Source organism: Streptomyces sp. NPDC058231 (genome assembly GCF_042882275.1).
In the GTDB taxonomy this organism is placed as follows: Bacteria; Actinomycetota; Actinomycetes; order Streptomycetales; family Streptomycetaceae; genus Streptomyces.
Map to the genome: position 1 here is coordinate 97,828 of NZ_JBHVWN010000017.1, position 23,304 is coordinate 121,131.

At 69.1% G+C, this 23,304-nt stretch carries 19 protein-coding genes and 3 pseudogenes; 9 read left to right on the forward strand and 13 right to left on the reverse strand.

Annotated features, from left to right (window positions below; all coding sequences use genetic code 11):
* Positions 1-171 precede the first annotated feature (171 nt).
* Complete coding sequence (locus ACFVXE_RS15165) at positions 172-963, forward strand: VanZ family protein (protein ID WP_389671583.1); 792 nt, start codon at positions 172-174, stop codon at positions 961-963.
* Between the two features lie 21 nt (positions 964-984).
* Here the strand turns inward: ACFVXE_RS15165 and ACFVXE_RS15170 are convergent.
* Positions 985-1,212, reverse strand: a pseudogene (locus ACFVXE_RS15170) (hypothetical protein); the annotation flags it as partial.
* Between the two features lie 219 nt (positions 1,213-1,431).
* On the opposite strand from ACFVXE_RS15170, the gene ACFVXE_RS15175 reads away from it, so the two are divergent.
* A complete protein-coding gene (locus ACFVXE_RS15175) occupies positions 1,432-2,199 on the forward strand; it encodes a DUF4389 domain-containing protein (protein WP_389671584.1) in 768 nt (255 codons plus the stop codon).
* Positions 2,200-2,308: 109 nt separating this feature from the next.
* Here ACFVXE_RS15175 and ACFVXE_RS15180 read toward each other — a convergent pair whose 3' ends face one another.
* Entirely contained in the window at positions 2,309-2,815 is a 507-nt protein-coding gene (locus ACFVXE_RS15180; RefSeq protein WP_389671585.1) for a hypothetical protein, read from the reverse strand.
* Between the two features lie 19 nt (positions 2,816-2,834).
* Here ACFVXE_RS15180 and ACFVXE_RS15185 point away from each other — a divergent pair, with 19 nt between their 5' ends.
* Together ACFVXE_RS15185 and ACFVXE_RS15190 are read left to right on the forward strand one after the other, a co-directional pair.
* Complete coding sequence (locus tag ACFVXE_RS15185) at positions 2,835-2,987, forward strand: hypothetical protein (protein WP_389671586.1); 153 nt, start codon at positions 2,835-2,837, stop codon at positions 2,985-2,987.
* Between the two features lie 380 nt (positions 2,988-3,367).
* Positions 3,368-4,942, forward strand: a complete 1,575-nt coding sequence (locus ACFVXE_RS15190; protein WP_389671587.1) for an alkaline phosphatase D family protein — start codon at positions 3,368-3,370, stop codon at positions 4,940-4,942.
* Positions 4,943-5,068: 126 nt separating this feature from the next.
* Here the strand turns inward: ACFVXE_RS15190 and ACFVXE_RS15195 are convergent, their stop codons facing one another.
* Positions 5,069-6,085, reverse strand: coding sequence for an aminoglycoside phosphotransferase family protein (locus tag ACFVXE_RS15195; protein ID WP_389671588.1), 1,017 nt, complete (start codon positions 6,083-6,085; stop codon positions 5,069-5,071).
* 79 nt (positions 6,086-6,164) lie between these two features.
* Positions 6,165-7,193, reverse strand: a complete 1,029-nt coding sequence (locus tag ACFVXE_RS15200) for a LacI family DNA-binding transcriptional regulator (RefSeq protein WP_389671589.1) — start codon at positions 7,191-7,193, stop codon at positions 6,165-6,167.
* Between the two features lie 259 nt (positions 7,194-7,452).
* On the opposite strand from ACFVXE_RS15200, the gene ACFVXE_RS15205 reads away from it, so the two are divergent.
* Positions 7,453-9,402, forward strand: coding sequence for a discoidin domain-containing protein (locus ACFVXE_RS15205; protein ID WP_389671590.1), 1,950 nt, complete (start codon positions 7,453-7,455; stop codon positions 9,400-9,402).
* 170 nt (positions 9,403-9,572) lie between these two features.
* Here the strand turns inward: ACFVXE_RS15205 and ACFVXE_RS15210 are convergent, their stop codons facing one another.
* The 8 genes and pseudogenes from ACFVXE_RS15210 to ACFVXE_RS15245 all read right to left on the reverse strand — a co-directional run bounded on the left by ACFVXE_RS15210 (position 9,573) and on the right by ACFVXE_RS15245 (position 17,933).
* Positions 9,573-10,466, reverse strand: a complete 894-nt coding sequence (locus ACFVXE_RS15210) for an aminoglycoside phosphotransferase family protein (protein ID WP_389671615.1) — start codon at positions 10,464-10,466, stop codon at positions 9,573-9,575.
* Between the two features lie 318 nt (positions 10,467-10,784).
* Positions 10,785-12,569 carry an ABC transporter ATP-binding protein gene (locus ACFVXE_RS15215; RefSeq protein ID WP_389671591.1) on the reverse strand — a complete coding sequence of 595 codons (1,785 nt, stop codon included), beginning with the start codon at positions 12,567-12,569 and terminating at the stop codon, positions 10,785-10,787.
* Between the two features lie 205 nt (positions 12,570-12,774).
* Positions 12,775-14,136 (reverse strand): FAD-dependent oxidoreductase, encoded by a 1,362-nt coding sequence (locus ACFVXE_RS15220; protein ID WP_389671592.1) that lies wholly within the window; start codon positions 14,134-14,136, stop codon positions 12,775-12,777.
* 297 nt (positions 14,137-14,433) lie between these two features.
* Positions 14,434-15,660 carry a D-mannonate dehydratase ManD gene (gene manD / locus ACFVXE_RS15225; RefSeq protein WP_389671593.1) on the reverse strand — a complete coding sequence of 409 codons (1,227 nt, stop codon included), beginning with the start codon at positions 15,658-15,660 and terminating at the stop codon, positions 14,434-14,436.
* A 175-nt stretch (positions 15,661-15,835) separates the two neighbouring features.
* Positions 15,836-16,498 (reverse strand): ThuA domain-containing protein, encoded by a 663-nt coding sequence (locus ACFVXE_RS15230; protein ID WP_389671594.1) that lies wholly within the window; start codon positions 16,496-16,498, stop codon positions 15,836-15,838.
* 157 nt (positions 16,499-16,655) lie between these two features.
* Positions 16,656-16,994: a thioredoxin family protein gene (locus ACFVXE_RS15235; RefSeq protein WP_389671595.1), complete on the reverse strand. Its 339-nt coding sequence runs from the start codon at positions 16,992-16,994 to the stop codon at positions 16,656-16,658.
* 236 nt (positions 16,995-17,230) lie between these two features.
* Positions 17,231-17,452: pseudogene (locus ACFVXE_RS15240) on the reverse strand (histidine phosphatase family protein); the annotation flags it as partial.
* A gap of 40 nt (positions 17,453-17,492) precedes the next feature.
* Positions 17,493-17,933, reverse strand: a complete 441-nt coding sequence (locus tag ACFVXE_RS15245; RefSeq protein ID WP_389671596.1) for a hypothetical protein — start codon at positions 17,931-17,933, stop codon at positions 17,493-17,495.
* A gap of 569 nt (positions 17,934-18,502) precedes the next feature.
* Here ACFVXE_RS15245 and ACFVXE_RS15250 point away from each other — a divergent pair.
* The 3 genes and pseudogenes from ACFVXE_RS15250 to ACFVXE_RS15260 all read left to right on the forward strand — a co-directional run bounded on the left by ACFVXE_RS15250 (position 18,503) and on the right by ACFVXE_RS15260 (position 21,823).
* Positions 18,503-19,010 (forward strand): annotated as a pseudogene (locus ACFVXE_RS15250) (Na+/H+ antiporter NhaC family protein).
* Between the two features lie 43 nt (positions 19,011-19,053).
* Positions 19,054-20,517 carry a basic amino acid/polyamine antiporter gene (locus ACFVXE_RS15255; RefSeq protein WP_389671597.1) on the forward strand — a complete coding sequence of 488 codons (1,464 nt, stop codon included), beginning with the start codon at positions 19,054-19,056 and terminating at the stop codon, positions 20,515-20,517.
* Positions 20,518-20,566: 49 nt separating this feature from the next.
* On the forward strand, positions 20,567-21,823 hold the full coding sequence (locus ACFVXE_RS15260; RefSeq protein WP_389671598.1) for an arginine deiminase: 1,257 nt from the start codon (positions 20,567-20,569) through the stop codon (positions 21,821-21,823).
* 254 nt (positions 21,824-22,077) lie between these two features.
* Here the strand turns inward: ACFVXE_RS15260 and ACFVXE_RS15265 are convergent, their stop codons facing one another.
* The gene (locus ACFVXE_RS15265) at positions 22,078-22,596 is read right to left on the reverse strand and encodes a MarR family transcriptional regulator (protein WP_389671599.1); all 519 of its coding nucleotides are present in this window, start codon (positions 22,594-22,596) and stop codon (positions 22,078-22,080) included.
* 89 nt (positions 22,597-22,685) lie between these two features.
* On the opposite strand from ACFVXE_RS15265, the gene ACFVXE_RS15270 reads away from it, so the two are divergent.
* Positions 22,686-23,075, forward strand: coding sequence for an HGxxPAAW family protein (locus ACFVXE_RS15270; RefSeq protein ID WP_389671600.1), 390 nt, complete (start codon positions 22,686-22,688; stop codon positions 23,073-23,075).
* Positions 23,076-23,304: the final 229 nt, after the last annotated feature.

A 23,304-nucleotide genomic window follows, 5' to 3' on the forward strand; every position in this document is an offset into this window, starting at 1 on the left:
GCGGACGTGTCAAACGACAGCACGGTAGGAGAATGGAGTGACGAACAGGCGTACGCAATCAGGCCGTTCGGATTCGACCCGGACGGGTGCTCCGGAGCCGCGGACCGACTTGCGCCCGGGCCGGGCGCGTTCGGGATGTGTGGCCACGGCCGATGAGGGCATCCGTGTGCCATGACTGCAGAGGACCGTACTGAGCGGCACAGAGTGTGGGGCAACACGCTGTTGCGCGCCCTGGTGCTGATGGTGGCCTTCGTGGCCTTGGTGGGCTTTTCCGTCGCGCTTGCGAAGGTGACCTTGACGCCCTCGCCGGCTTCCGAGGCCCTCGTCCGGGCCAACCTGCGGCCTGGCAGGTCACTGCGGCAGTACGCCGAGGACTACACCTTCCTCGCGGCCTGCAAACAGGCGGGCGGAAACCTGCTGCTGGGTGTGCCGTTCGGTATCCTGCTGCCGATTCTGGTGCCGCGTCGACTGCGCATGCTGCGCATGGTGGTGCTGACCGCACTGGTGATGTCGGTGATCGAACTCGTCCAGGGCGCACTGGTCGCGGGGCGCGCCTTCGACGTGGACGACGTGATCCTCAACACCAGCGGTGCGCTCCTCGGATATCTGCTGGTGGGGAGGCGGCTCAGTCACCGCTATCACCTGCTTGCGGAGGGGACGACCCGGGCGAGCGTCCCGCCCGAGCCGAAGGAGAAACCGAGCGCGAAGGCCAGGGCGAAGCCTGACCCGAAGCCGACGAAGGCGACGAAGACGAAGCCGACGACCAAGACGGATCTGACGGCGAAGGCGAAGGCGAATCTGAGGGCGAAGACGAAAGCGAAGGCGAACCCGAAGCCGAGTTCGAAGACCACATCGATCTCGAAGCCGAAGACCACCGGAAGAGCTGCGGCCGCCCGGAGCGTCTCCGGGCGGCGCTCCTCCCGGCGCGCCCTGTTCGGCCGGTTGCTGCACCGTGACCCTTGACCGGTGGGCCGGGTCCAGGCGATTGCCGGCCGGGTCGATCGGTCGGGGACCCAGCCGCCCGGTCAGGGCATAGGAGTGCGCGAGACCGCCGGCCGGGATCAGGTTCTCGGCGCCGGTGGCCCGTACCGCATCGACGAGATCCTGCATCCCCGCGACCTCGTACCCGATGCCCGGCCGGCTGCCACCGGTACGCCATCAGGTCCGGGCCTGTTCGACGATGGACGTGGCGCGGTCGGGGTGCGGCTCGTTGTCCGTCGGCAACTCCGGTCCTGCGACGGCCGGAGAAGCGAACCGTGCATCGCCCGCGGCGAAGAGCTCGTGCGTCGGCCTCCGGTCGGTCCGGTCCAGGGGGTCGAGCCGGACACCCGATCGGCCTTTGGTGTGTTGCGGGACGGCCTCCGAGCCCCGAGCGTGGGATGACGTCGTAGGTGCCGATGGCGTACGCATCATCCGCCGAGGAGGAGCGACATGGCTGACGCCCGGTGGACGGGCCCCAGGGGGACGGACATGGGTGAGTGGCTGCCCGTGCTCGACCTCGTCGAACCGGCGAGGCAACGCCGGCTCACCGTCCTGGTGCGCATGCTCCTGCTGATTCCGCACTTCATCGTGCTGTTCTTCCTCCAGATCGCGGCCTTCTTCACCACCATCGCCGGCTGGTTCGCCGCTCTGGTGCTGGGGCGGCTGCCCGAACCGGTCTTCCGCTTCCTCGCCGGCTATCTCGGCTACCACACACGGGTTTCCGCGAGCGCGATGCTGCTGATCGACCGCTACCCGCCGTTCGCCCTGAATCCGCCGCCGGACTATCCGGTCCGGATCGAGGTGCGGCCGACGGAACTCAACCGGCTGGCGGTCTTCTTCCGCCTGATCCTGATGATTCCGGCAGCGGTCGTACAAGGGCTCGTGTCGTCGGGCTGGTGGACGCTGTCCATCATCTGGTGGCTGATCACGCTGATCCTGGGGCGGATGCCGCGACCCCTCTTCGAAGCCTCGGCCGCCACGCTCCGCTACCAGATGCGCTTCACCGCCTACTTCCTGATGCTCACCCCCGCCTACCCCAAGGGCTTCTTCGGCGACGACGCACTCTCCGTACCCGAGCAGCGATCCCGTTCCGCCACCAGGCCACTGATCATGAGCGGCGCGGGCAAGGCACTGCTGGTCCTGTTCCTGGTGGTCGGAGTGGCCGCGGAGATCGCGACCTCCGTGGCCACGCCTTCGGAGACCACCGACAACTGGTAAAGGGTCTGGCCGGATTCCCGGGGTGGCGGGCATGATCATGCGATGACATGGACAGCGCCTGACGCACTACGCACGCCCGGTCCCCTCGTCGCAGGCGAGCGGGAGATGCTCACGGGGTGTGCACTGCACTCGTTCCGGTGAAGCGTGAGTGATCATTGGCGTTCCTGGGTGAGTGCTCTCCACCGTGCCGCCTGCCTCCCCTTGAACAACCGGCCGGCAAGGTCGACGCCCACGACCGTGCCGCTCCCGGAGCGGGTGAAGAAGCCGGTCGGGGAAGCCCGCTGTCCGCCGCCGCACGGATCTCCGGTTCGATCAGGACCTCGAGACGCAGTCCTGCCGCCTCCTCACCGATGGTGAGTGTCATGGCGTCGCTCTCGTAACGCCCGAAAATCTCCGCGGCCCGCTTCCTGTCGTGGGGGAGCGGCTCCGGGTCCCGGTCGGTCACCCCCAGGCAGGTCCTGAGCGCCCAGCGGACGACGGCCTGGCTGAAGGGCATGCCGTCCGGGCCGTCATCGGAGAACGCGACGACGGCGAAGTCCCGTTCAGGGACCGTGAGAAGCTCGGCGAACCGGCCGTTGGCCGAATCGCCGTGCCCGACCGTCCGAACGCCGTCCACATCGCGCAGGAGCCAGCCGATGCCCGATGGCGTCGCCGAGCGTGCCGGCGCGCAGCGCGACCGTCGGCTCCTGCATCCGGTGCAGGAGCTCGGCGGACAGGACACGGACACCGCCTGCCGCGCGGCCGTCACCGAGATGGAACCGGGCCCAGCGGAGTCGGTCCACCGCTGAGGCCACGATGCCCCCGCCGAGGTTGTTGCCGCGCGTCCCCTTCCACGGCTGCGTGAGGGCCAGCGTGCTGTCCTCGCCGCGGTCGTGCCCCACGGCGAACCGCCGGGTCATGACGTCAGCGGGTGCGAAGAAGCTGTGCGACAGGCCCCCGCCGGCAGCGGTCCGACCGCGCGCTGTCAGCGCTCCGCCCTTCCTCGCGCAGGCTCCTCCCCAGGCAATCTCCTGACGCCGCCGCGCTGCCCGTACCCCTCGGCAAGACCGGCCCGATCACTCGGAGTTGCCCAAATAGCCGCTCTGTGGCCGTACTCGGGAACCTCTGCGGACACTACCGGCCGAGAAGGTCATGGCGACGCCCGAACTCGCCCGCACTGGAGGTTCCCTTGACCGCGCAATCTCTGTCCCGGAGGCATCTGCTCGGCTTCGGCGGTGCCGGAGCAGCCGCTCTGGCGCTCGGGACCGGGCTGTGGCAGTCCGACCTGGCGTTCGCCGCCCCGGCGCTGAGTGGCAACCCCTTCACCCTCGGTGTGGCCTCGGGTGATCCTCGGCCCGACGGCGTGGTGCTGTGGACGCGCCTGGCCCCCGACCCGTTCGCGGCCGACGGGCACGGCGGCATGCCGCAGCGCCCGATCCGGGTGGATTACGAGATAGCCGCGGACGAGCGTTTCCGCCGGTCCGTGCGGAAGGGCAGCGTGATCGCCACTCCAGCGCTGGCACACTCCGTACACCCGGAGATCCACGGCCTGCACCCGGACCGCGAGTACTACTACCGCTTCCGTGTGGGCGACTACGTATCGCGGACGGGCCGTACCCGGACGACACCGGCCGTCTGGTCGACGCCCCGCGAGGTGAACTTCGCCTTCGCCTCCTGCCAGGCATGGCAGGACGGCTACTTCACGGCCTACCGGCACATGGCCGAGGAGGACCTCGACCTGGTCGTGCATCTCGGCGACTACGTCTACGAGTCCGGCGTGGGCACCAACAAGCGCGGGGTGACCACCGACATCAAGTTCCACACCGAGGCGACGGACCTGGCGCGCTACCGCCTTCAGTACGGCCTCTACAAGTCGGAGGAACCCCTGCAGCTGGCCCATGCACGCTTCCCGTGGGTCATGGTCTTCGACGACCACGAGGTGGAGAACAACTGGGCCGACGAGACATCGGAGAACAACGACGACCCGGCGTACTTCCTGGCGCGGCGCCGACAGGCGTTCCAGGCCATGTACGAGCACGGCCCGTTCCGCCACGGCCAGCTCCCCTCCGGTCCCGACGTGCAGATGTATCGGCGGTTGAACTACGGGCAGCTCGCCGACTTCACCATGCTCGACACCCGCCAGTACCGCGACGACCAGCCGTGCGGCGACGGCTCCTCGGCCACCTGCACCGACCGTCTCGATCCCGACCGCACCCTGATGGGGGCGGAGCAGCGCGACTGGGTCCTTCAGGGTTTCGCCCGCTCGCGGACCCGCTGGCAGATCCTGGGCAACCAGGCGCCGATGGGCCAGACGGACCAGGACCCGGGCGAGGCCGTCAACGTCTTCCTCGACCCCTGGGACGGCTATGTCGCCGAGCGCAACACCCTGCTGGCCGGAGCGCAGGACCGCGGGGTGCGCAACCTCGTCGTGATCACCGGCGACCGCCACCAGAACTACGCCTGGGACCTCAAGCGTGACTACGCCGATCCCGACTCGCCCACGGTGGGCAGTGAGTTCGTCGGCACCTCCATCACCAGTGGCGGCGACGGCGCGGACATGACCCCGCAGGGAGAGACGTTCCTGGCAGCCAACCCGCACATGAAGTTCTTCAACAACCAGCGCGGCTATGTCCGCTGCAACGTCGACAAGAACCGCTGGCGGAGCGACTTCCGGGTGGTTCCGTACGTGACCCGCCCGGACGCTCCGATCAGCACCCGGGCCTCGGTGGTCGTCGAGGACGGTCGCCCCGGGGTGCAGATCTGACCGGCCGCTGTCCTACGGCCGGAGTGTCCTGGACCCCCGGACACTCCGGCCGTCTCCGGCGGACGGCTGCTGCCCGCCGAGCGGATCGACAGCGTTCGGACGGGCTCCGGGCGCTGCCGGCCCGCTCTACAGCAGCGGCTCCGAAAGGAGTTCGCGCAGCCAGCGGGCGACATCCGGGTCACCGATCGAACCTGCACCACCCTGGCCACCGTAGGTTCCGGGAAAGAGCCGGCCCCAGGCGCCCGCCCGCCCGATGGCCCCGACCCGGCAGGCCAGACTCACCGCGCGCCGCAGCTCGGCCGCCGTACGGCCGTCTCCCGTCCACGGCTCCAGGTAGGCGTCCCGGAGCCGGGGGAGTGCCTGCGGCCCGTACCGTGCGCGGGTCACCCGGGCAGTGACCAGCAGACTGGTGAAGGGGTGCGCGACGGTGGCGTCGCCCCAGTCGAAGAACGTGAAACGGCCCGGCCCCGGTGCGAAGAGCTGCGACTCGTGCAGGTCGGAATGGTCGAGGGAGTCACCGATACCGGTGCCCGCGAGTTCCGCGCACCAGTCGAGGAGCAGGGGCCGCAGAGCCCGCAGCGCCTCACGGTCGGAGGATTCCAGCGCCGTGTTCGCCTCGACCAGCCGGTCGAAGAGCTCCGGCAGCACGGTCGTACGTCCGCTGGGCACGCCGAGCGCATCGAGCCTCTCCGCGTACGGGATCAGCTTGCGCTGCATGTCGGCGTACTGGCGCAACGGCTCCTCCCAGGCCCGCGGGGCAGCAGGACCGTCGCCGAGCACATCGGCGAAGAGGGTGCCGCCGTCCGGCAGGAGCGACCAGCCCCGCTCGGCATCGACGGCGAGCGGCCGCAGCACATGGTCCGGAACCCATCGGGCCAGCGCCTCGCCGAGCCCCGCCTCGAAGGAGCTGGCGGGGGGATTGGCCTTGAACCACACGCTCCCCTGGCCCGCGACAGGCATGCGCACCAGCACGGACCACGGTCGCACCCGCACGCTTCGCCGGCCGGTCTCCCGCAGTCCGTGGGCCGCCAGTCCCTGCTCGGCCCACCGGAGAGCGGCTTCCCGCCATGTCTCCTGCTCCCAGGGGGTCACCGTGCTCTCGTACGGCCCCCGGTCGACTTCGTGCATCATGTCGTGTCGCATCCAGCCATCTGAGCATCGCACCCGTCTCGAACTCCACCGGGTATTGCCGGCCGAGCGCCGTGCGGTACCGCACGGCGTGTCAGGCCGGTGGCCGGACGCGAGGCGCGGGCCCGGTCGATTCACGCAGCACGAGCTGGGTGGCGAGCTCCACGTGCAGGGTGTCCACCGTGTGCTGCTCCAGCAGCCGCATCAGCAGCGAGACGGCCATCCGGCCCATCTCCTCAAGCGGCTGGCGGACCGTCGTCAGCCGGGGCACGGTGCTGCGACCCAGATCGGTGTCGTCGAATCCGGTGATCGACAGATCGGCCGGAACGCGCAGATTCCGTTCGTACGCGGCCCGCAGAGCGCCGACCGCGGTCTTGTCGTTGAACGCGATCAGTGCGGTGGGGCGTTCGGGCAGATCGAGGAGTTCACCCGCGGCCTCGTACCCGTGCTCGGCCGTCGGCTCGATGCTGCGCAGCAGACCGGGGGAGGACAGCAGACCGGCCTCCGCGAGCGCCGCGGTGTGGCCGGAGACGCGCGACCGACTGGCCAGCCAGTTGCCTGGGCCGCCGATGACGCCGATGCGCCGGTGCCCGAGCTGCAACAGATGGGCGGTGACCGAGTGGGCGGCGGTCAGATGCGCCGCGGACACCGAGGCGATGTCCCGGGACAGCGGGTTCTTCGGGTCGATCACCACGAAAGGGAAGTTCTGTGCCCGTAGCGCTTCCAGCTCCGTCTCCGGTTCAGGTGGCAGGAGCAGTACCGCGCCGGCGATCCCGGGTTCCCGTGGCAGCCCGGCCAGCACTCCGGACCGGCGGCCGGCGTCTCCGGCGCTGAGCACCACTCGTCTGCCGTGAAGTTCCAGCGTCTCGGCGAGCGAGGAGACGATGACTCCGAAGTAGTCGGTCAGTACGTACGGGCAGCGGACGTAGATCGCCCCTTCCGCGGCCCCGCGCCCGACAGGGGCAGGAGCGCCCAGCCGCTCGACCGTTTGGTGCACCAGCGCCCGCGTGGCGGGGGCCACTTGGGAGTGTCCGTTCATCACGCGGGAAACCGTGGCGATCGATACGCCGGCCTCCGCCGCGACGGCACGCACCGTGACCCGGGCAGACTTCGGCTCAGTCACCTGTTACAGCACCTTGTTTCATGCTTGCAGCATAGCGAGGGAGAGTGCTTACAGGGTGAGAACGGCTTGACAGTTGAATCCGGTTGGGGCTTTTCTTTGGGCACGTGAAAGATGTTTCCATGTTGTTTCAGTTTGTTTCATAGCAAGTTCCGGTGACCCGTCACCCGCGGAGCCAGGAGCACCGTGAACCGTCCCCGCCGTGCTCCGGCTCCTGCCCTCAGCCCTCGCCCCCCGACCGTGCCAACGAGGAAGACCATTCATGAAACGTGCCCTGGGTGCCGCTGCCTTCACAGCCGCCGCTCTCTGTCTGACCTGTCTGCCGGCCACGGCGACCACCGCACACACCCCCGCGTCGTCCGGGCGTCACCAGGAGGCGCCACAGGCGCAGGTGTGGCTGACCACCGCCGACGGCGCGCAGAGGCTGCAGCGCCAGAAGCCGGTCACCTTCCGCACCGGGGCATCCGACCGCACCACCATCACCGTCGACCCCGACGAGAAGTTCCAGCGCATGGACGGCTTCGGCGGTGCGCTCACCGATTCCACGGCGAGCGTCCTCGCCGAGCTGCCCGAAAAGGCGAGGGACTCCGCGATGCGGAGTCTCTTCGACCCCGAGGAGGGCATCGGCGTCAGCTTCGTGCGCCAGCCGGTCGGCTCCTCCGACTTCACCGCCTCGGCCACGCATTACACCTACGACGACGTCCCGGCCGGAACGACCGACTACTCCCTGCGGCATTTCAGCGTCGCCCACGACCAGCAGCACGTACTGCCGTTGCTGCGCCAGGCGAAGAAGCTCAACCCGCAGCTCACGGTGATGGCCACCCCGTGGAGTCCGCCCGCCTGGATGAAGGACAACGACTCGCTCGTCGGCGGGCACCTCAAGGACGACCCGAAGGCGTACGACGCCTACGCCCGTTACCTGGTGAAGTTCGTCCAGGCGTACGCCGCCGCGGGTGTGCCGGTCGACTACCTCACCGTTCAGAACGAGCCGCAGAACCGCAAGCCCAGTGCCTACCCCGGCACCGACCTGCCCGTACAGCAGGAAGCCAAGGTCATCGAGGCACTCGGGCCGCTGCTGCACAGGGCCAGCCCGCGCACCAAGATCCTTGCGTACGACCACAACTGGACCACCCACGCCGACGACATCGCCACCGCCGAGCAGCTCGGCGAAGCCCCGGAGACCGACTACCCGTACCAGGTGCTGGACAGCCCGGCGGCCAAGTGGATAGCGGGCACCGCCTACCACTGCTACTCCGGCGACCCCAGCGCCCAGACCGCCCTGCACGACGCCCATCCCGACAAGGGCATCTGGTTCACCGAATGCTCCGGCTCGCACGGGGCCACCGACACCCCCGCGCAGATCTTCCGCTCCACACTCACCTGGCACGCGCGCACCATCACCGTCGGCACCACCCGTAACTGGGCCAAGTCGGTCGCCGACTGGAACCTCGTGCTGGACGCCGACGGCGGTCCGCACAACGGCGGCTGCGACACCTGCAGCGCCCTGCTCTCCGTCCAGCCGGACGGAACAGTCTCGAACAGCGCCGAGTACTACACCATCGGCCACCTGTCGAAGTTCGTGCGCCCCGGCGCGGTACGGATCGGCAGCACCAACTACGGCACCACCGGCTGGAACGGCCGGCTCACCGATGTCGCCTTCCGCAACCCCGACGGTTCGACCGCACTGGTCGTCCACAACGAGAACGACGACCCGCGCAACTTCGCAGTCGCCGTGGGGGACCGGACCTTCGACTACACCCTGCCGGGCGGCGCGCTGGCCACCTTCACCTGGCCGAAGTCGGCGGCGCTGACCAGCCGGCTCCACGCGGTTTCGCTGGAGGGCGCCCACGCCACGACCCAGCCTGCCGGGCAGGGCGCTGCCGGTCTCGCGATCGACGGCGACGGTTCGACCCGCTGGTCCGGTGGACAGGCTCAGGAGCCCGGTCAGCACATCGACATCGATCTCGGTAAGCGCACCGAGTTCCGGCGGGTCGCGATCGACAGCGGCGACGAACCCGGGGACTACGCCCGGGGGTGGCAGGTCTCCGTCAGCGATGACGGAACCACCTGGCACACCGTGGCCAGCGGAACCGGAACCGGTCAGCTCACCGACGTCGACCTGCGGCCCACCACCGCACGCCACATCCGCGTGACCGCCACCGGCACAGCCGGGAACTGGTGGAGCCTGGCCGACGTCCGCCTCTACCGCTGACCGCGCGGTAGCCCGACCGGCCCGTCGGCGGTGTGCCTTCGTCCCGTCCTCACGGAGCGAGGACGAGGGCACACGCCCGGGCAAGTCTTTCCGGCTGCCGCACCGCGGTGGGCCGCCCGGATCCGGTCCCGGCCGGCTCTCCGCGGACCCGGCCATGTGCCTGCGTACCGTCAACGAGCGGAGCACTCGGAAGCGAGGACCTCGCGGATGACATGGCGGGCGTTGGCGGAAATGACCGGGTTCGTGCGGCGGTAGTACGGGAGTTGCAGGACGGCCATGGCGAGGGCCCAGCCACGGCCACGCATCCATGTCGCGTCGTCGACGTCCACGGCACCCCGGAACACGTCCCTGGCCGTCGGCGGCAGCAGATTCCAAGCGGGGATCAGATCGCAGGCGGGATCACCGATCCCGACGGTGGCGAAATCGAGCACGGCGGTGAGCCTGCCGTCGGTGACGAGCAGGTTGCTGGGCATGAGGTCGGAATGCGCCCACCGGGGCGGTCCGCTCCAGGGCGGCGCGGCGAGTGCGTCCTCCCAGGCCGTCAGCGCCGCGTCCGCGTCGAAGTCCTCGTCGCAGTGGCGCAGTTTCTCGATGGCGGCGCGCGTCCCGGCGTCCACGGACACCAACGGACCCCCTCGGTAGGCGGGCGGCCCGCCCGCGACACCGGCGGCCCGCATGGCCTTGACGAACTCCGCCACGTCGCGCGCCAGGAGCTCGGGCTCGTCGAGCCGGCCTTCGACCGGGTTCTCGCCTTCGATCCACCGGTGCACCGACCACGGCCACGGATATCCCTCCGCGGGTTCCCCCGTCGCGACCACGGTCGGGACCGTCACGGGCAGGGCGGGCGCGAGTTCGGGGAGCCAGCGTTGTTCCTTCTCGGGATCCTTGCCGCCTCCCTCGTTGAGGGGGAGCCGGACCGACAGTGCGTTCCCGAGCCGGTAGACCGCGTTGACGGTCCCCCCGGAGGCGAGCCGCTCGACCGGCAGATCCGCCCACTGCGGGAACTGCCCGCCGACCAGTCGGGCGACGAGTCCCGCGTCGATGTCGAGCTCGTCGGCGTGCATTTTGATCATCCGTCAAAGAAATCCTCAGGGTGTCGTACCCGTCAACCGGTTTTGCCGTGGTGATGCGGGGCGGTGGACCCGGGACCAGGACGCCGGGGACGCGGCTCGCTACGGGCGCGGCCACGCACGCGGTGGACACGTGGACCGATCGGCCACTGCGCCGGCCGCCATCATGCACCGGACGACATGGTTCGCCGCGGTCCGCGTCCCCGCCGTCCTCGGTACCCGCCGCGCGCCCCACCTCCGGGAGCGTCCGCGGAGCCCGAGGACGGTGGCCGGCTCGTCCCCGGACCGTTTCTCCCGCATCCCCACGAATTCTCAGGCGGAGTGGGCCGGCTGGAGCCCCGCGTAGACGCCGCCCCGGCGCATCAGCTCCGCGTGCGTCCCCACCTCGGCGATCCGTCCCCGTTCCATGGCCACGATCCGGTCCGCGGCACGGATCGTGGAGAGCCGGTGGGCGACCACGAAGACCGTCCTGCCGTGCACCAGCCGTGCCAGCGCCTCCTGGACGAGCGCCTCGGACCGGGTGTCCAGGGCGGACGTCGCCTCGTCGAGGATCAGCACCTTCGGGTCGCGGATCAGTGCACGTGCGATGGCCAGGCGCTGCTTCTGCCCGCCGGAGAGCCGGGCCCCACGTTCGCCGACGACGGTGTGGATCCCGTCGGGCAGCGTCTCGACGAATTCGAGCGCGTTGGCGTCCCGCAGGGCCTGCCGGACCGTCTGCTCGTCCGTGTCGCCCATGCCGTACGTGACGTTCTCCTCGATGGTGCCTTCGAACAGGATCGACTCCTGCGGGACGACCGAGAGGAACTGCCGGTACGTGCGGAGGTCGAGCTTCGCCATGTCCGTACCGTCGAGCAGGATCCGGCCGGAGGTCGGCCTGATGAAGCCGATGAGGAGGTTGAGGACGGTCGACTTGCCCGCACCCGAGGCGCCGACCAGCGCGACCGTCTCACCCGGGCGTGCCGAGAGTGTGAAGTCCGTGACGGCTGCCCCCGCCGCTTCCTCGTAGGTGAAGCCCGCGTTCTCGAAGGCGATCCGGCCCTCGACCTGCTCCACCCGCTTCTTCCCTGAATTGCTCTCCAGATCGGGTGCTTCGAGCACCTCACCGGCGGAGCGCACCGACTCCAGGCCCTTGCTGATCACCGGGGCCAGACTCAGCAGGGTGGACACCGAACCGGTCAGCGTGGTGAAGAAGGCGCTGAGCATGACGACGTCGCCCGCGGTGATCGGCAACCAGCCGTGGTACGCGACGAGGGCCGAACCGGCGAGGCAGCCCACCCCGAGAGAGTTCAGCAGGATCCAGGCGAGGGCTCCGAAGCGCCCGTTGAGCAGGTCCAGCCGCAGCCCCGCCAGCAGGACCTGGCGCAGCGGACCGTCGACCCGGCCGAGCGCGGCGCTCTCCAGGCCGTGAGCACGGGTGATCGGAATCAGGCTGGTCATCTCGCTGACCCGTGCGGAGAGTTGCTCCACCTCCTGGCGGAAGGTCTCGTTGTGGCTGCGCAGCCGGGTGCGCAGCTTCATGACGAGGTACGCGGCGGTGGGCACGACCACCAGGAAGACCGGCAGAAAGGAGGGGACCCGGACGGCTATGACGACGAGACCGCCGATCAGGGTGATGATGCCGGCCAGTCCGAGGTCCGCGGTCTGCTGGATCATCTGCTCGACCGTCTCGACGTCCCGGACCACCTTGGCCTGCAGGACGCCGGCGCTGGTACGTGAGTGGTAGCCGATGGAGAGCTGCTGCATGCGGCGGCACAGTGCCTCGCGCAACGCGGTGCCCATGCGCCGGACACTGCCGTTGAGGCACCGCACGTACAGCAGGTGCATCGGGTAGTTGAGCACGAGGACGAAGAGCAGGGCCCCGGCGTTGAACCACAGTTCCCGTTCCGGGAGGTGCTGGACGACCACATCGATGATGTTCGCGGTGATCAGCGGGAGCAGCCAGACAGGGCTGTGCTTGACGATGAAGGCCCCCACGGCGGCGACGAGCCGTCGGCGGTCCGGCCGGAGGAGATAGCCGAGGGTACGGATCGGATGCTCGCCCCGGTACCGGTGGTCGAGCGCGGAGAGCCCCTGCGAGAGAGAGGACGTTTGCTGCATCGGATCAGCCAAACCGCAGCATCCGCACCCCACAACCCCCCTTCCGCATAGTGGCCCCGGTCAGGCTGGACTCCGGGCCTCGCCCCTGCGAGGCAGGCCGGTGTCGGTGGCTTGCTGCCGTCACGCCCGTGGCCTGCCACCCGCTGAAAACGCGCCGCGTCCCCGACGCCCCCTGGGGGAAGCCGTCGGGGACGCGGTCATGGGGTCAGGCTCCGGACGCGTCCAGCATGGCGCCGCGTTCCACGACCTTGATCCGCTCTCGGCCCTGCTCAGCGCCGAGAGCCTGCTCGTGGGCGTCCAGACGGTGCCAGCCGTCGCGCGTCGTATAGCGGACGCCACGCTCCTGGAGGAAGGCGACGACCGCCTCGGGCTCGGGCTGGGAGGGGGCCGGCAGCCGGCCGGCTGCCCGGTCCTCCAGCAGGCAGGCGACGGTCTCGTTTGCGTCGCCCTTGGTGTGGCCGATCAGTCCGATCGGCCCCCGCTTGATCCACCCGGTGACGTACACCGAAGGCATCGGCTCCACGCCGTCGACGACCCGCCCGGCGGCGTGCGGAACGGTGCCGGACGCCGGGTCGAACGGAAGCTTGGGCAGTTCGTCCGAGTAGTAACCGACCGCTCGGTAGATGCTCTGGATGTCCCAGTCGGTGAAACGTCCGGTGCCTCGGACGTTGCCGGTCCCGTCCAGCTCCGTCCGCTCGGTGCGCAGGCCGACGACGCTGCCGTCCTCGCCGAGGATCTCCACCGGGGACTCGAAGAAGTGCAGGAACAGCTTGTGCGGCCGATCGCCCACGTCCCGGATGGCCCAGTTCTCCAGCGTGGAGGCGACCATGTTCGCCTGCTTGTTGCCGCGGCGGGTCTCGATGGAACCCTCGTCGTACTCGATGTCCTCGGGGTTGACGATGACCTCGATGTTGGGCGAGTGGTCGAGCTCGCGGAGCTCCATGGGACTGAACTTGGCCTGGGCCGGACCGCGCCGCCCGAAGACGTGCACCTCCAGCGCCTTGTTCGCCTTGAGGCCGTCATACACATTTGCCGGGATTTCCGTCGGCAGGAGCTCGTCCGCAGTCTTGGCGAGCATGCGCGCCACGTCCAGAGCCACATTGCCCACGCCCAGCACGGCGACCTTCTCGGCCGTCAGCGGCCAGGTGCGAGGCACCTCGGGGTGCCCGTCGTACCAGGAGACGAAGTCGGCCGCACCGTAGGAGCCGTCGAGGTCGATTCCCGGTATGTCGAGGGGGCGGTCCGCCTCGGCTCCGGTGGAGAAGATCACCGCGTCGTAGAAGGACCGCAGTTCGTCCAGGCCGATGTCATGGGGGTAGTCGACGTTACCGAACAGCCGCAGCTGCGGCTTGTCCAGCACCTGGTGCAGAGCGGTGACGATCCCCTTGATCCGGGGGTGGTCGGGAGCCACTCCGTACCGGATCAGGCCGAAGGGGGCCGGCATGCGCTCGAACAGGTCGATCGATACACCCGGGTCCTGCGCACACTCGGATTTCAGCAGCGCGTCTGCTGCGTAGATTCCGGCGGGGCCGGCTCCGACAATGGCGACGCGGACGGGGCGTGTCATGGGGCTCTTGTTCCTTCGTTCCTCGGGACAGTCGAACGCTGGCAGGGGCAGTAGAAGTAAGGCATGACTAACCACCCCCATGGCACACGCTATGTCCTGCCCTCGTCGGGCCGTCGACCGGGGGGCCACCTGGGAGGTGCCGGCCCTCCCTGTCCGCGTCGGCGCGCCGTCCGCCGCGGGACCTCCATGTGGCTGCCCGGTCGTGTGCGGCACCGAGTGTTCCGTGCGTGCGCGGGCCGGTCCCCGTCGCGGCGAAGGGCGGGGCCTGCGCACCGTGCCGCCGCCCCGCCGCCTCGGTCACCAGTCGTGCACGGTTCCGTCGGTGAGCCGGCTGACGGGCAGGTACGCCGCTTCGTACGGGAACCGCGCGGCGGCGTCGAGATCGAGTTCGACGCCCAGCCCGGGGGAGTCGGAGGGATGCAGCAGTCCGTCCTTGAACCCGTAGGAGGTACGGAAGACCTCCAGGGTCGCAAGGGAGTGGGGCATGTACTCCTGGATACCGAAGTTGTGGATGGCCAGGTCCAGGTGGAGGGCCGCAGCCATGCCCACGGGCGAGATGTCGGTGGGTCCGTGCATGCCGGACTTGATGCCGTACACGCCCGCCAGGTCCAGCACCTTGCGCAGGGCGGTGATGCCACCGGCGTGCGTGACGGCCGAGCGCACGTAGTCGATCAGCCGTTCCTGCAGCAGGACGGTGTAGTCGTGGACCGAGTTGAACACCTCGCCGATGGCCAGCGGAGTGGTGGTGTGCTGACGGATCAGCCGGAGCGCGGTCTGGTCCTCACCCGGTGTCGCGTCCTCCAGCCAGAACAGGTCGTACGGCTCCAGGGACTTGCCCAGCTTCGCCGCCTGGATGGGAGTCATGCGGTGGTGCCCGTCGTGGAGCAGGGGCAGCTCGGGCCCGAATTCGGCACGTACCGCCTCGAAGACTGTCGGGACATGCCGAAGATACGCCCGCGTGTCCCAGGTCTCCACGGTCGGCAGGGCGGTGCGCCGGGCCGGCTCGTAGTCGTAACGCCCGTCGTCCCCGGCCGAGGAGGCGACTCCGTACACCGTGCCCAGTCCCGGGATGCCCGTCTGCACCCTGATTGCCCGGAATCCCTGCTCCAGGTGCGCACGTATCGAGTCCAGCAGTTCGGGGATGTCACGCCCGCTGGCGTGCCCGTAGGCGAGCGCCCCGGTGCGTGAGGCGCCGCCGAGCAGCTGGTACAGCGGCATTCCGGCCGCCTTCGCCTTGATGTCCCACAGAGCCGTGTCCACCGCGGCGATGGCGGCCATCGTCACCGGACCGCGCCGCCAGTACGCCCCGCGGTACAGGTACTGCCAGGTGTCCTCGATCCGCCCGGCGTCCCGGCCGATGAGCAGGGGCACGACATGCTCGCTCAGGTACGCGACGACGGCCAGTTCGCGGCCGTTGAGTGTGGCGTCACCGAGTCCGGTCAGACCGTCCTCGGTGGTGAGGCGCAGCGTGACGAAGTTGCGTCCGGGGTTGGTGACGACGACGTCGGCTTCCGTGATCTTCATCGGATGGCTCTTCCTCTCGATCGGTGTTCCATCGTCCCGCCGCGTGATCATTCCGTGCGGTGCGTTCCACCACGTGAGCAGGGCGGCCGCCCGGCACCGAGGGGGCAGGACCCCGACGTAGGGCTGGAACGCGTCTCCACCTCAGACGGCCGGGACACCGATGCACCGTCAGGAGTCACCCGTCGACACGGGCCGCGTAGCGCAGGCCACCTTCCAGATGGGCGCGGAACACCGGGTCGCCGAAGGCACGGGCATCGTGGCCGAGGGCGGTGTAGAACACACGCCCGCCGAGGTTCTCGTGGCACCAGATCAGAGGGTGGTCGACGCCCATCCGGCCGTCGTCGTAAGTCGACTCGTCGGCCGAGGCCAGCACCCGGACCCGGGGCCGGGGCGTGGTGTCGAACTCGTACCACTCGTCGGTGCACTGCCATCGCTCGGGCAGATGTCCGGTTGCCGGATGGTCGCGGTCCTCGACGAGAACGGTGCCTGGCTGAAACTCGGGATGCCGGGTGAAGCGGGCGCCGACCAGCTGACCGTAGTAGGGCCACTCGTACTCGGTGCATGTCGCCGCGTGGATGCCGACGAAGCCCCCGCCACCGGAGACGTGACGGCGAAGGGCGGCGCGCGCGGCGGGGGAGAGCACCTCGCCGCTGGTGGACAGGAAGACCACGACCGTGCACCGCGGCAGCAGCTCGACCAGCTCCCGGGGGTCCTCCGTGGCGAAGACCGTGAGGCCGAGGACGGCACCGAGTTCGCTCAGGCACGCGGTCCCTGCGCCGATGGAGTCGTGGCGGTAGCCGGTGGTGCGGGAGAACACGGCGACGACTGGCTCGGACACGGAGATCTCCTGGACAGAGGAAGGTGATGCGGACGGCGAATGGATGCGGAGCCCGCCGTCCACGCCTCGACGACGAGAGCCGGCTGCGGGCGTGGTGGCCGACGCGTCCGCGCCGGGGTACATCCCCGCGTGCGGACGCGGTCGTGCTTCGGAGCATTCACAGGTTCGTGTCCAGGAATTCGGTGAACTCGGCCCGGTTCAGGGGGCCCGTCCAGGTCGCTGTCACCTCGCCGCTCTTGATCAAAAGGAATGTGGGCGCGCTGGTCACCCGGTAGCGCCGAGTCGGTTCCGGGCACCGGACCATGTCGGTCTTGACGGCGGTCAGCCGCTCCCCGTACGCGCCGGCCATCTCGCGTACGAGGAAGTCCATCTCCTTGCACGTCTCCGCAACCTTCGCCCAGGTCCCGCAGAAGTATGCGAGCACCGGCGTGTCGGCCCTCGCGAGAACGAAATCGAATTCCTCGTTCTCCAACGGCTGGTGGACCCGACTCGCCATGGGCACTCCTGAGATCGTGATCAATGCGGCAGCACCCATCATGGCCTGGCTGCACCGCGCCACCTGCCGGCGGGCCGACCCCACCGGATCGCGGTCCGTGCCGTCGCAGCGGACGCGCTCACAACCGCGGTGCGGGAGGACGGCCCGGCAGGGGTGCGGCCTCTCGTTGTGCGGGCCTGTATTCGCCGCGGCGGGCCCCGTGCCCGCAGCCGGCCGCGGACGAGAGGGAAGCCGGATCACACGAAATCCCGGTCCTTCACCGACCTGGTCCACTCCGTCAGGAAGTCGGCGAAGCGTTGCGACCCGTCCCAGTTCATCCGCTCACGCAAGCGGGAGTCCTCCCGGACACGCAGACCGGTTCCGGTGGCGATGAACTGTGCCGTTTCGCGGGCGCGCCTTGAAGGGCTGCTGAACACGGCTCGCGCACCCGCCTGCCGCAACCACTCGGCCGTCCTGGCGGCCTCCCGTGCGGAAGATCGACTCGGGAATGCGACGACGTCAGTTCCAGAGCCGGTAGGTCATCTCTCTGGGCATGTGCGACGGCCGGGCGCCGGTATAGACGACGCGAAGCTCCGTGTAGTGCTTCTGGGCAGGATCCTTCTGCCATGCCTTCGGGCGGTCGAGCCTGACCGTCACGGGGTACGAGTGGAACTTGCCCGCGGCGCAGTACGGCAGGCAGTCGTTCACCACGTTCAACCCGCTGCCGCTGGCGACGTTCTGCTTCCATTCCGACCACCGCATTTTGACGAGGATGCTGTTGCCGTCCCCGCAGGCGATCAAGAACGTGCCCGGGCGCACCTGAGGCTGGGAGAAGCAGTCGACCACCGTGACATCGGCGGCAGACTTGGCCCGCGTGGAAGCGGATGCCGGTACGACTGTCGCTGCGAGCGATGTCGCGGCGCAGATCAGAACCACTGTCTTCAGCTTGCGTCTCAGCATGTCCGCTCCCCAGCCGTCGCTCTCCGAGCCCGTCCCGCCTTGCGTGTGCGTTTCGCGCCGCGTCCCGGGGTGGTGCCTCTGTGAAACCGGGGCAGGTGCCGAACGGTGCCGCAAGGCTCTTCTCGGCGATTGTTCCGGTATCGACGCTACGGCCGCATTCAAGGACGCACCACCCATACAGGTAACAAGTTCGCAAAAGAGTAAATATTGACCACTGCTCTTGCGTTTTGTCGGCTTTTGCGCAGGAAAGCGCTCGCGGTCCGCCGCGGCGCCCCCAGGGGTGAGCCGGCCGGCGTGTCGGATCGGCACCTGGTCGTCGCCCGGCCTCGGCCGGATGTGTACGGGCGCGCGACGGCTCCTTGAGGGGCGCTGCCGCCGGTTCTCCGGAAGCGTTATTCGTACATAACGCGACAAAAGGCGCGAATAGCGCTAGATTCCCGTCCCAATGGATATGGGGTGTCACCGTCGGCACGGCCCCTGGGCGAACCGGAGCTGATGTGGCGTACGACAAGCAATCGGCGCCCGAACGTCCCGTTCGCGTGCCTTCGCCGGCGGACGCAATCGTTCCCATGGTGGTGCCGGCCGTCCTGGTGGCCGGGTCGCTCGCGCTGTTCGGGCTGGAGGCGCTGGACGGGCCGAAGGCGGTGACCTTCGGGGCCCTGTTGGAGGATTTCGGCCTGATCGCCGTCCTCGTGGACCCGCTGATCCGCTCCGCCGAAAGCACCGGTCGACTGTTCTTCACCGCGTTCGCCTGCGCGTTCGGCCCGAACATCGTCGCCGGTGACCAGTACATCGCCCTCGTGCTGCCCTCACGCGTATTCCACGTCGAATTCGCCAGGCGCAATCTCGCCCCCCGCCAATCCGTCCCGGCTCATCGCCGACAGCGGCATCGTGACATCCGCACTCGTCCCGTGGAACTCGTGCGGCGCCTTCATGGGCGCCGTACTCGGCGTGCCGACACCCAGCTACCTGCCGTACGCCGTCTTCAACTACGCAAGCCCCGCCCTGAGCGTCCTCCACGGCATCACCGGCTTCAAGATCGAAAAGATCGAACCCGCCGGGCCGGGGGCCCACTGACAGTCAACCTGCAGCCCGCCAGGGCGTGTCGATGAGGGAACCGATGACCAACGCCGATACCGGGGCCGCCCCGGCCACCGCCCCAGAAGGACGACCCGCGGTCAAGCTGACTCTGCTGACCCTGACCGCGATGGTCGTCGGCTCGATGGTGGGCGCCGGGGTGTTCTCCCTGCCCCGACGGTTCGCCGAGGAGACCGGTGTCGCCGGCGCGCTGATCTCATGGGCGATCGCCGGTGTCGGCATGCTGATGCTGGCGTTCGTGTTCCAGACCCTCGCGGTCCGCAGACCCGACCTCGACGCAGGCGTCTACGCCTATGCCAAGGCCGGCTTCGGCGAATACCTCGGTTTCTTCTCGGCCTTCGGATACTGGGCCAGCGCGTGCGTCGGCAACGTCACCTACTGGGTGCTGATCATGTCGACGGTCGGTGCCGTCGCACCGGCACTGGGCGACGGGGACACGGTCCTCGCGGTCGTCCTGTCATCCGTCGGCCTGTGGGCGTTCTTCCTCCTCATCCGCCGTGGCGTCAAGGAGGCGACGGCCATCAACAAGATCGTGACCGTCGCCAAGGTCGTCCCCATCCTGGTCTTCGTCGTCCTGGCTCTCGTCTGCTTCAAGCCGTCCGTCTTCGCGGCCAACTTCGGCGGAGCCGACTACGCGGGCTCGCTGTTCCACCAGGTCCGCGGCACCATGCTGGCGACCGTATTCGTCTTCCTCGGCGTCGAAGGTGCCAGCGTGTACTCCCGCCACGCCAAACGGCGCGAGGACGTCGGCAGGGCCACCGTGCTCGGCTTCCTCAGCGTCTTCGCCGTCTTCGCCTCGGTCACCATCGTCTCGTACGGAATCCTGCCGATGAGCGAGATCGCAGAGCTGCGCCAGCCCTCCATGGCCGGCGTCCTCGAGGCGGCGGTCGGTACCTGGGGCAAGGTCTTCGTCAGTATCGGGCTGATCATCTCCGTCCTCGGCGCTTACCTCGCGTGGACGCTGATGGCGGCCGAGGTGTTGTTCGTCGCGGCCAAGGACGACGACATGCCGCGCTTCCTCAGCCGCTCTACCGGGGCCGATGTCCCGGCGCCCGCCCTCCTGATGACCACCGCGCTGAGCCAGATCGTGCTCGTCATCACGATGTTCTCCGACGACGCCTTCAACTTCGCCCTGGACCTGACCAGCGCGCTCACCCTGATCCCGTTCCTCCTGGCAGCGGCCTTCGCCGTGAAAGTCGCGCTGAAACCTGACCTGGAGGGCGCCGTCGGCGGCAGCAACCGGCGCGAACTGGCAGTCGCCCTGCTGGCCACGCTCTACACCGCATTCCTGCTGTACGCGGCCGGCCTCAAGTACGTCCTGGTCTCCTTCATCCTCTACGCCCCGGCCACATTCCTGTTCGTCAAGGCCCGCCGTGAGCAGAACAGACGCCTGTTCTCGCCCATGGAAGCGGTCATCTGCACCGTCTCGATCGCTGTTGCCCTCGTCGGCGTGCTCGCCCTGGCAACCGGCTGGATCGAACTCTGACCCGTCCGGGCCCGTCGGGCCTCCCTTCGTTCCTCCGGAAAGGCACACCATGTCTGACACCACGTCCGAGCCGGTACTCGGCGTCCACTCCGAAATCGGCAAGCTGCGCAAGGTGCTGGTGTGTGCGCCGGGTCTGGCCCACCGGCGTCTCACTCCGACCAACGCGGACGACCTGTTGTTCGACGACGTCATGTGGGTGGAGAACGCCCAGCGAGACCACGCCGACTTCGTCGACAAGCTGCGCCGGGGCGGCGTCGAAGTCGTCGAACTGCACGCACTGCTCGCCGAGACGGTGGCTCTCCCCGAGGCCCGGGACTGGCTTCTGGACCGGAAGATCACAGCGAACGAGGTGGGCATCGGGCTGATCGACGGGACCCGGGCCTTCCTGGAGTCGCTCGATCCCCGGGAACTCGCCGAATACCTGATCGGCGGGCTCTCCACCATGGACCTTCCCGACGAATTCCGCTCCGGATATCTCGCCCTGGCCCGCGAATCCACGGGGGCCCGCGAATACCTCATGCCGCCGCTGCCGAACACGCTCTACACCCGCGACACCACCTGCTGGCTCTACGGCGGTGTGACGTTGAACCCGCTCTACTGGCCGGCGCGGCACGACGAAACCCTCCTGATGAAGGCGATCTACACCTTCCATCCGGACTTCAAGCGCTCCACCGTGTGGTGGGGAGACCCGGAGCAGGACTGGGGCCAGGCGACGTTCGAGGGCGGCGACATCATGCCGGTCGGCAACGGCGTCGTCCTGATGGGCATGAGTGAGCGTACGTCCCGGCAGGCCATCACACAGGTCGCGGCCTCCCTGTTCCGGAACGGCGCCGCCGACCACGTCATCGTCGCCGGCATGCCGAAACTGCGCGCGGCGATGCACCTGGACACGGTGTTCACCTTCGCCGACCGCGACATCGTGACGCTCTACCCCAGGATCATGGACGCGGTCCACACCTTCTCCCTGCGCCCCGGCGACAAGCCCCTCGGCGTCGACATCATCGACGAAGGGTCGGCAGCGTTCACCGATGTCGTCGCCAAGGCGCTCGGCCTGCCGGGCCTGCGCGTCATCGAGACGGGGGGCGACGTCTATGCTTCCGAACGCCAGCAGTGGGACAGCGGGAACAACGCCGTCGCCCTGGAACCCGGCGTCGTCTTCACGTACGACCGCAACACCCAGACCAACACCCTGCTGCGCAAGGCGGGGGTCGAAGTCATCACCATCGTCGGCGCCGAACTCGGCCGTGGGCGCGGTGGTGGCCACTGCATGACCTGTCCGCTCATCCGCGACGCCGTCGACTTCTGACGCCGTACGGATCGCCCGCCGGGCCGCCACGGCGATTCCGGGCGCCTCCCGTGCTCCCGTTCATCGGGGGAGCGGGACACCGGCGCGGGCCCGGTCGGCGTACGGTCCCGAACGGCGTCCCCGCCCGGGGAGCCGGACGCGCTTCGTCCGCGCCGGCGGTCCGGTGTGTGCCGTCGGTCATGGGCCCTGTGCGCCGGCACGACGCCGCCGAACATACGGGCCCCGGCGCCGCAGGGGAGCGCGGTGAAACGACGTCAGGCCTGCTCGCCCAGGTCCGTCGACCCGGCCGCCGACGCGGCGCCCGTTCCGCGGACCTCCTCCAGCGAGGCGCTCATGATCGCGGTGGCACGGCTGAACCAGTCCGACAGAAGGGCGATCTCCTCGGGCGAGTAGCCGCCGAACAGTTCCGCGAGCCGCCGGTGGTTGGGCTCGTAGACCTCGAAGACGCGAGCCACCCCTGATTCGTCGGGTACCACGCGGACGCGCCTGCGGTCGCCCGGATCACTGATCCGCCGAGCGTAGCCCGCCCGCTCGAGACGGGTGATGACGCCACTGATGGCGCCCGTGGTCAGATTCGCGCGGTCGGCCAGTTCACCTGCCGTAAGGGGAGTGTCGCCGGCTTCGAGCACGAAACCGAGGCAGGTGAGGTCCGTGACGTTGAGCCCCAGGCGTTGGGCGACGTCGTGCTGGGCGACGATGCCCAGCGCGATGAGTCGATCCATCTGGGCGTGAGCCTGCTCCGCGGTCGAGCCGGGGCGTGCCTTGCCAGCCATGCAAAAGTCCCTTAGCGTCTAAGTAGTTTAGATCGTGAGATAAAAAAGTTTGGTCCGTCGCATCATCGTCACGTACGGAGCCAGGAGTCATGAGCGCACACGAAGACGTCGATCTGGGACATACCGTCGCCGGGTGGGTGGGGACCTGCCTTTCCGTGGTCGGCTGGACCGTTCTGGGGGCGGCCGTCGTAACAGTCTCGCTCCCTCTCGCACTGCTCGGCGCAGGTGTGACGGTCCTCGCGGCCCTCGCCACCTGGGCCCTCCACCTGGCCGGGTGGGGTAAGCCCGGGGGACCTCGTCCGCAGAGCCAGTGGGACTGGAGGGTCCGGGACCGCACGGCGAGGCGCGGCCATCCGGGGTGTCTTGGCTGCCGCATGGCCGGCAGACGATGGGAAACGGGGCGCGCGCCCGTCACGACCGCACCTGCCGCACACCTTCGTACCGCTGACGACTTCGGCGTACGACCCCATGACATGTGAGCCGGATCGAGAGGGACATGGCGGACCGTGGCGCCCGCCATGGTCGCTGTTCGGCGCGGGGTGCTCCGTGCCCGTCCCCTGACGTGCACTGGGCGAAGGGGCGCGATCCACCAGGAAGTACCGCGCCCCTTCGTGTCGCGACGCGAGCGTGCATGACGGGGCGAGCGCACCGGTCCCGGTGCCCCCTGGGACGAAGGCCCGGAAGCGGCTGATGATCCTTCCGCCGGAC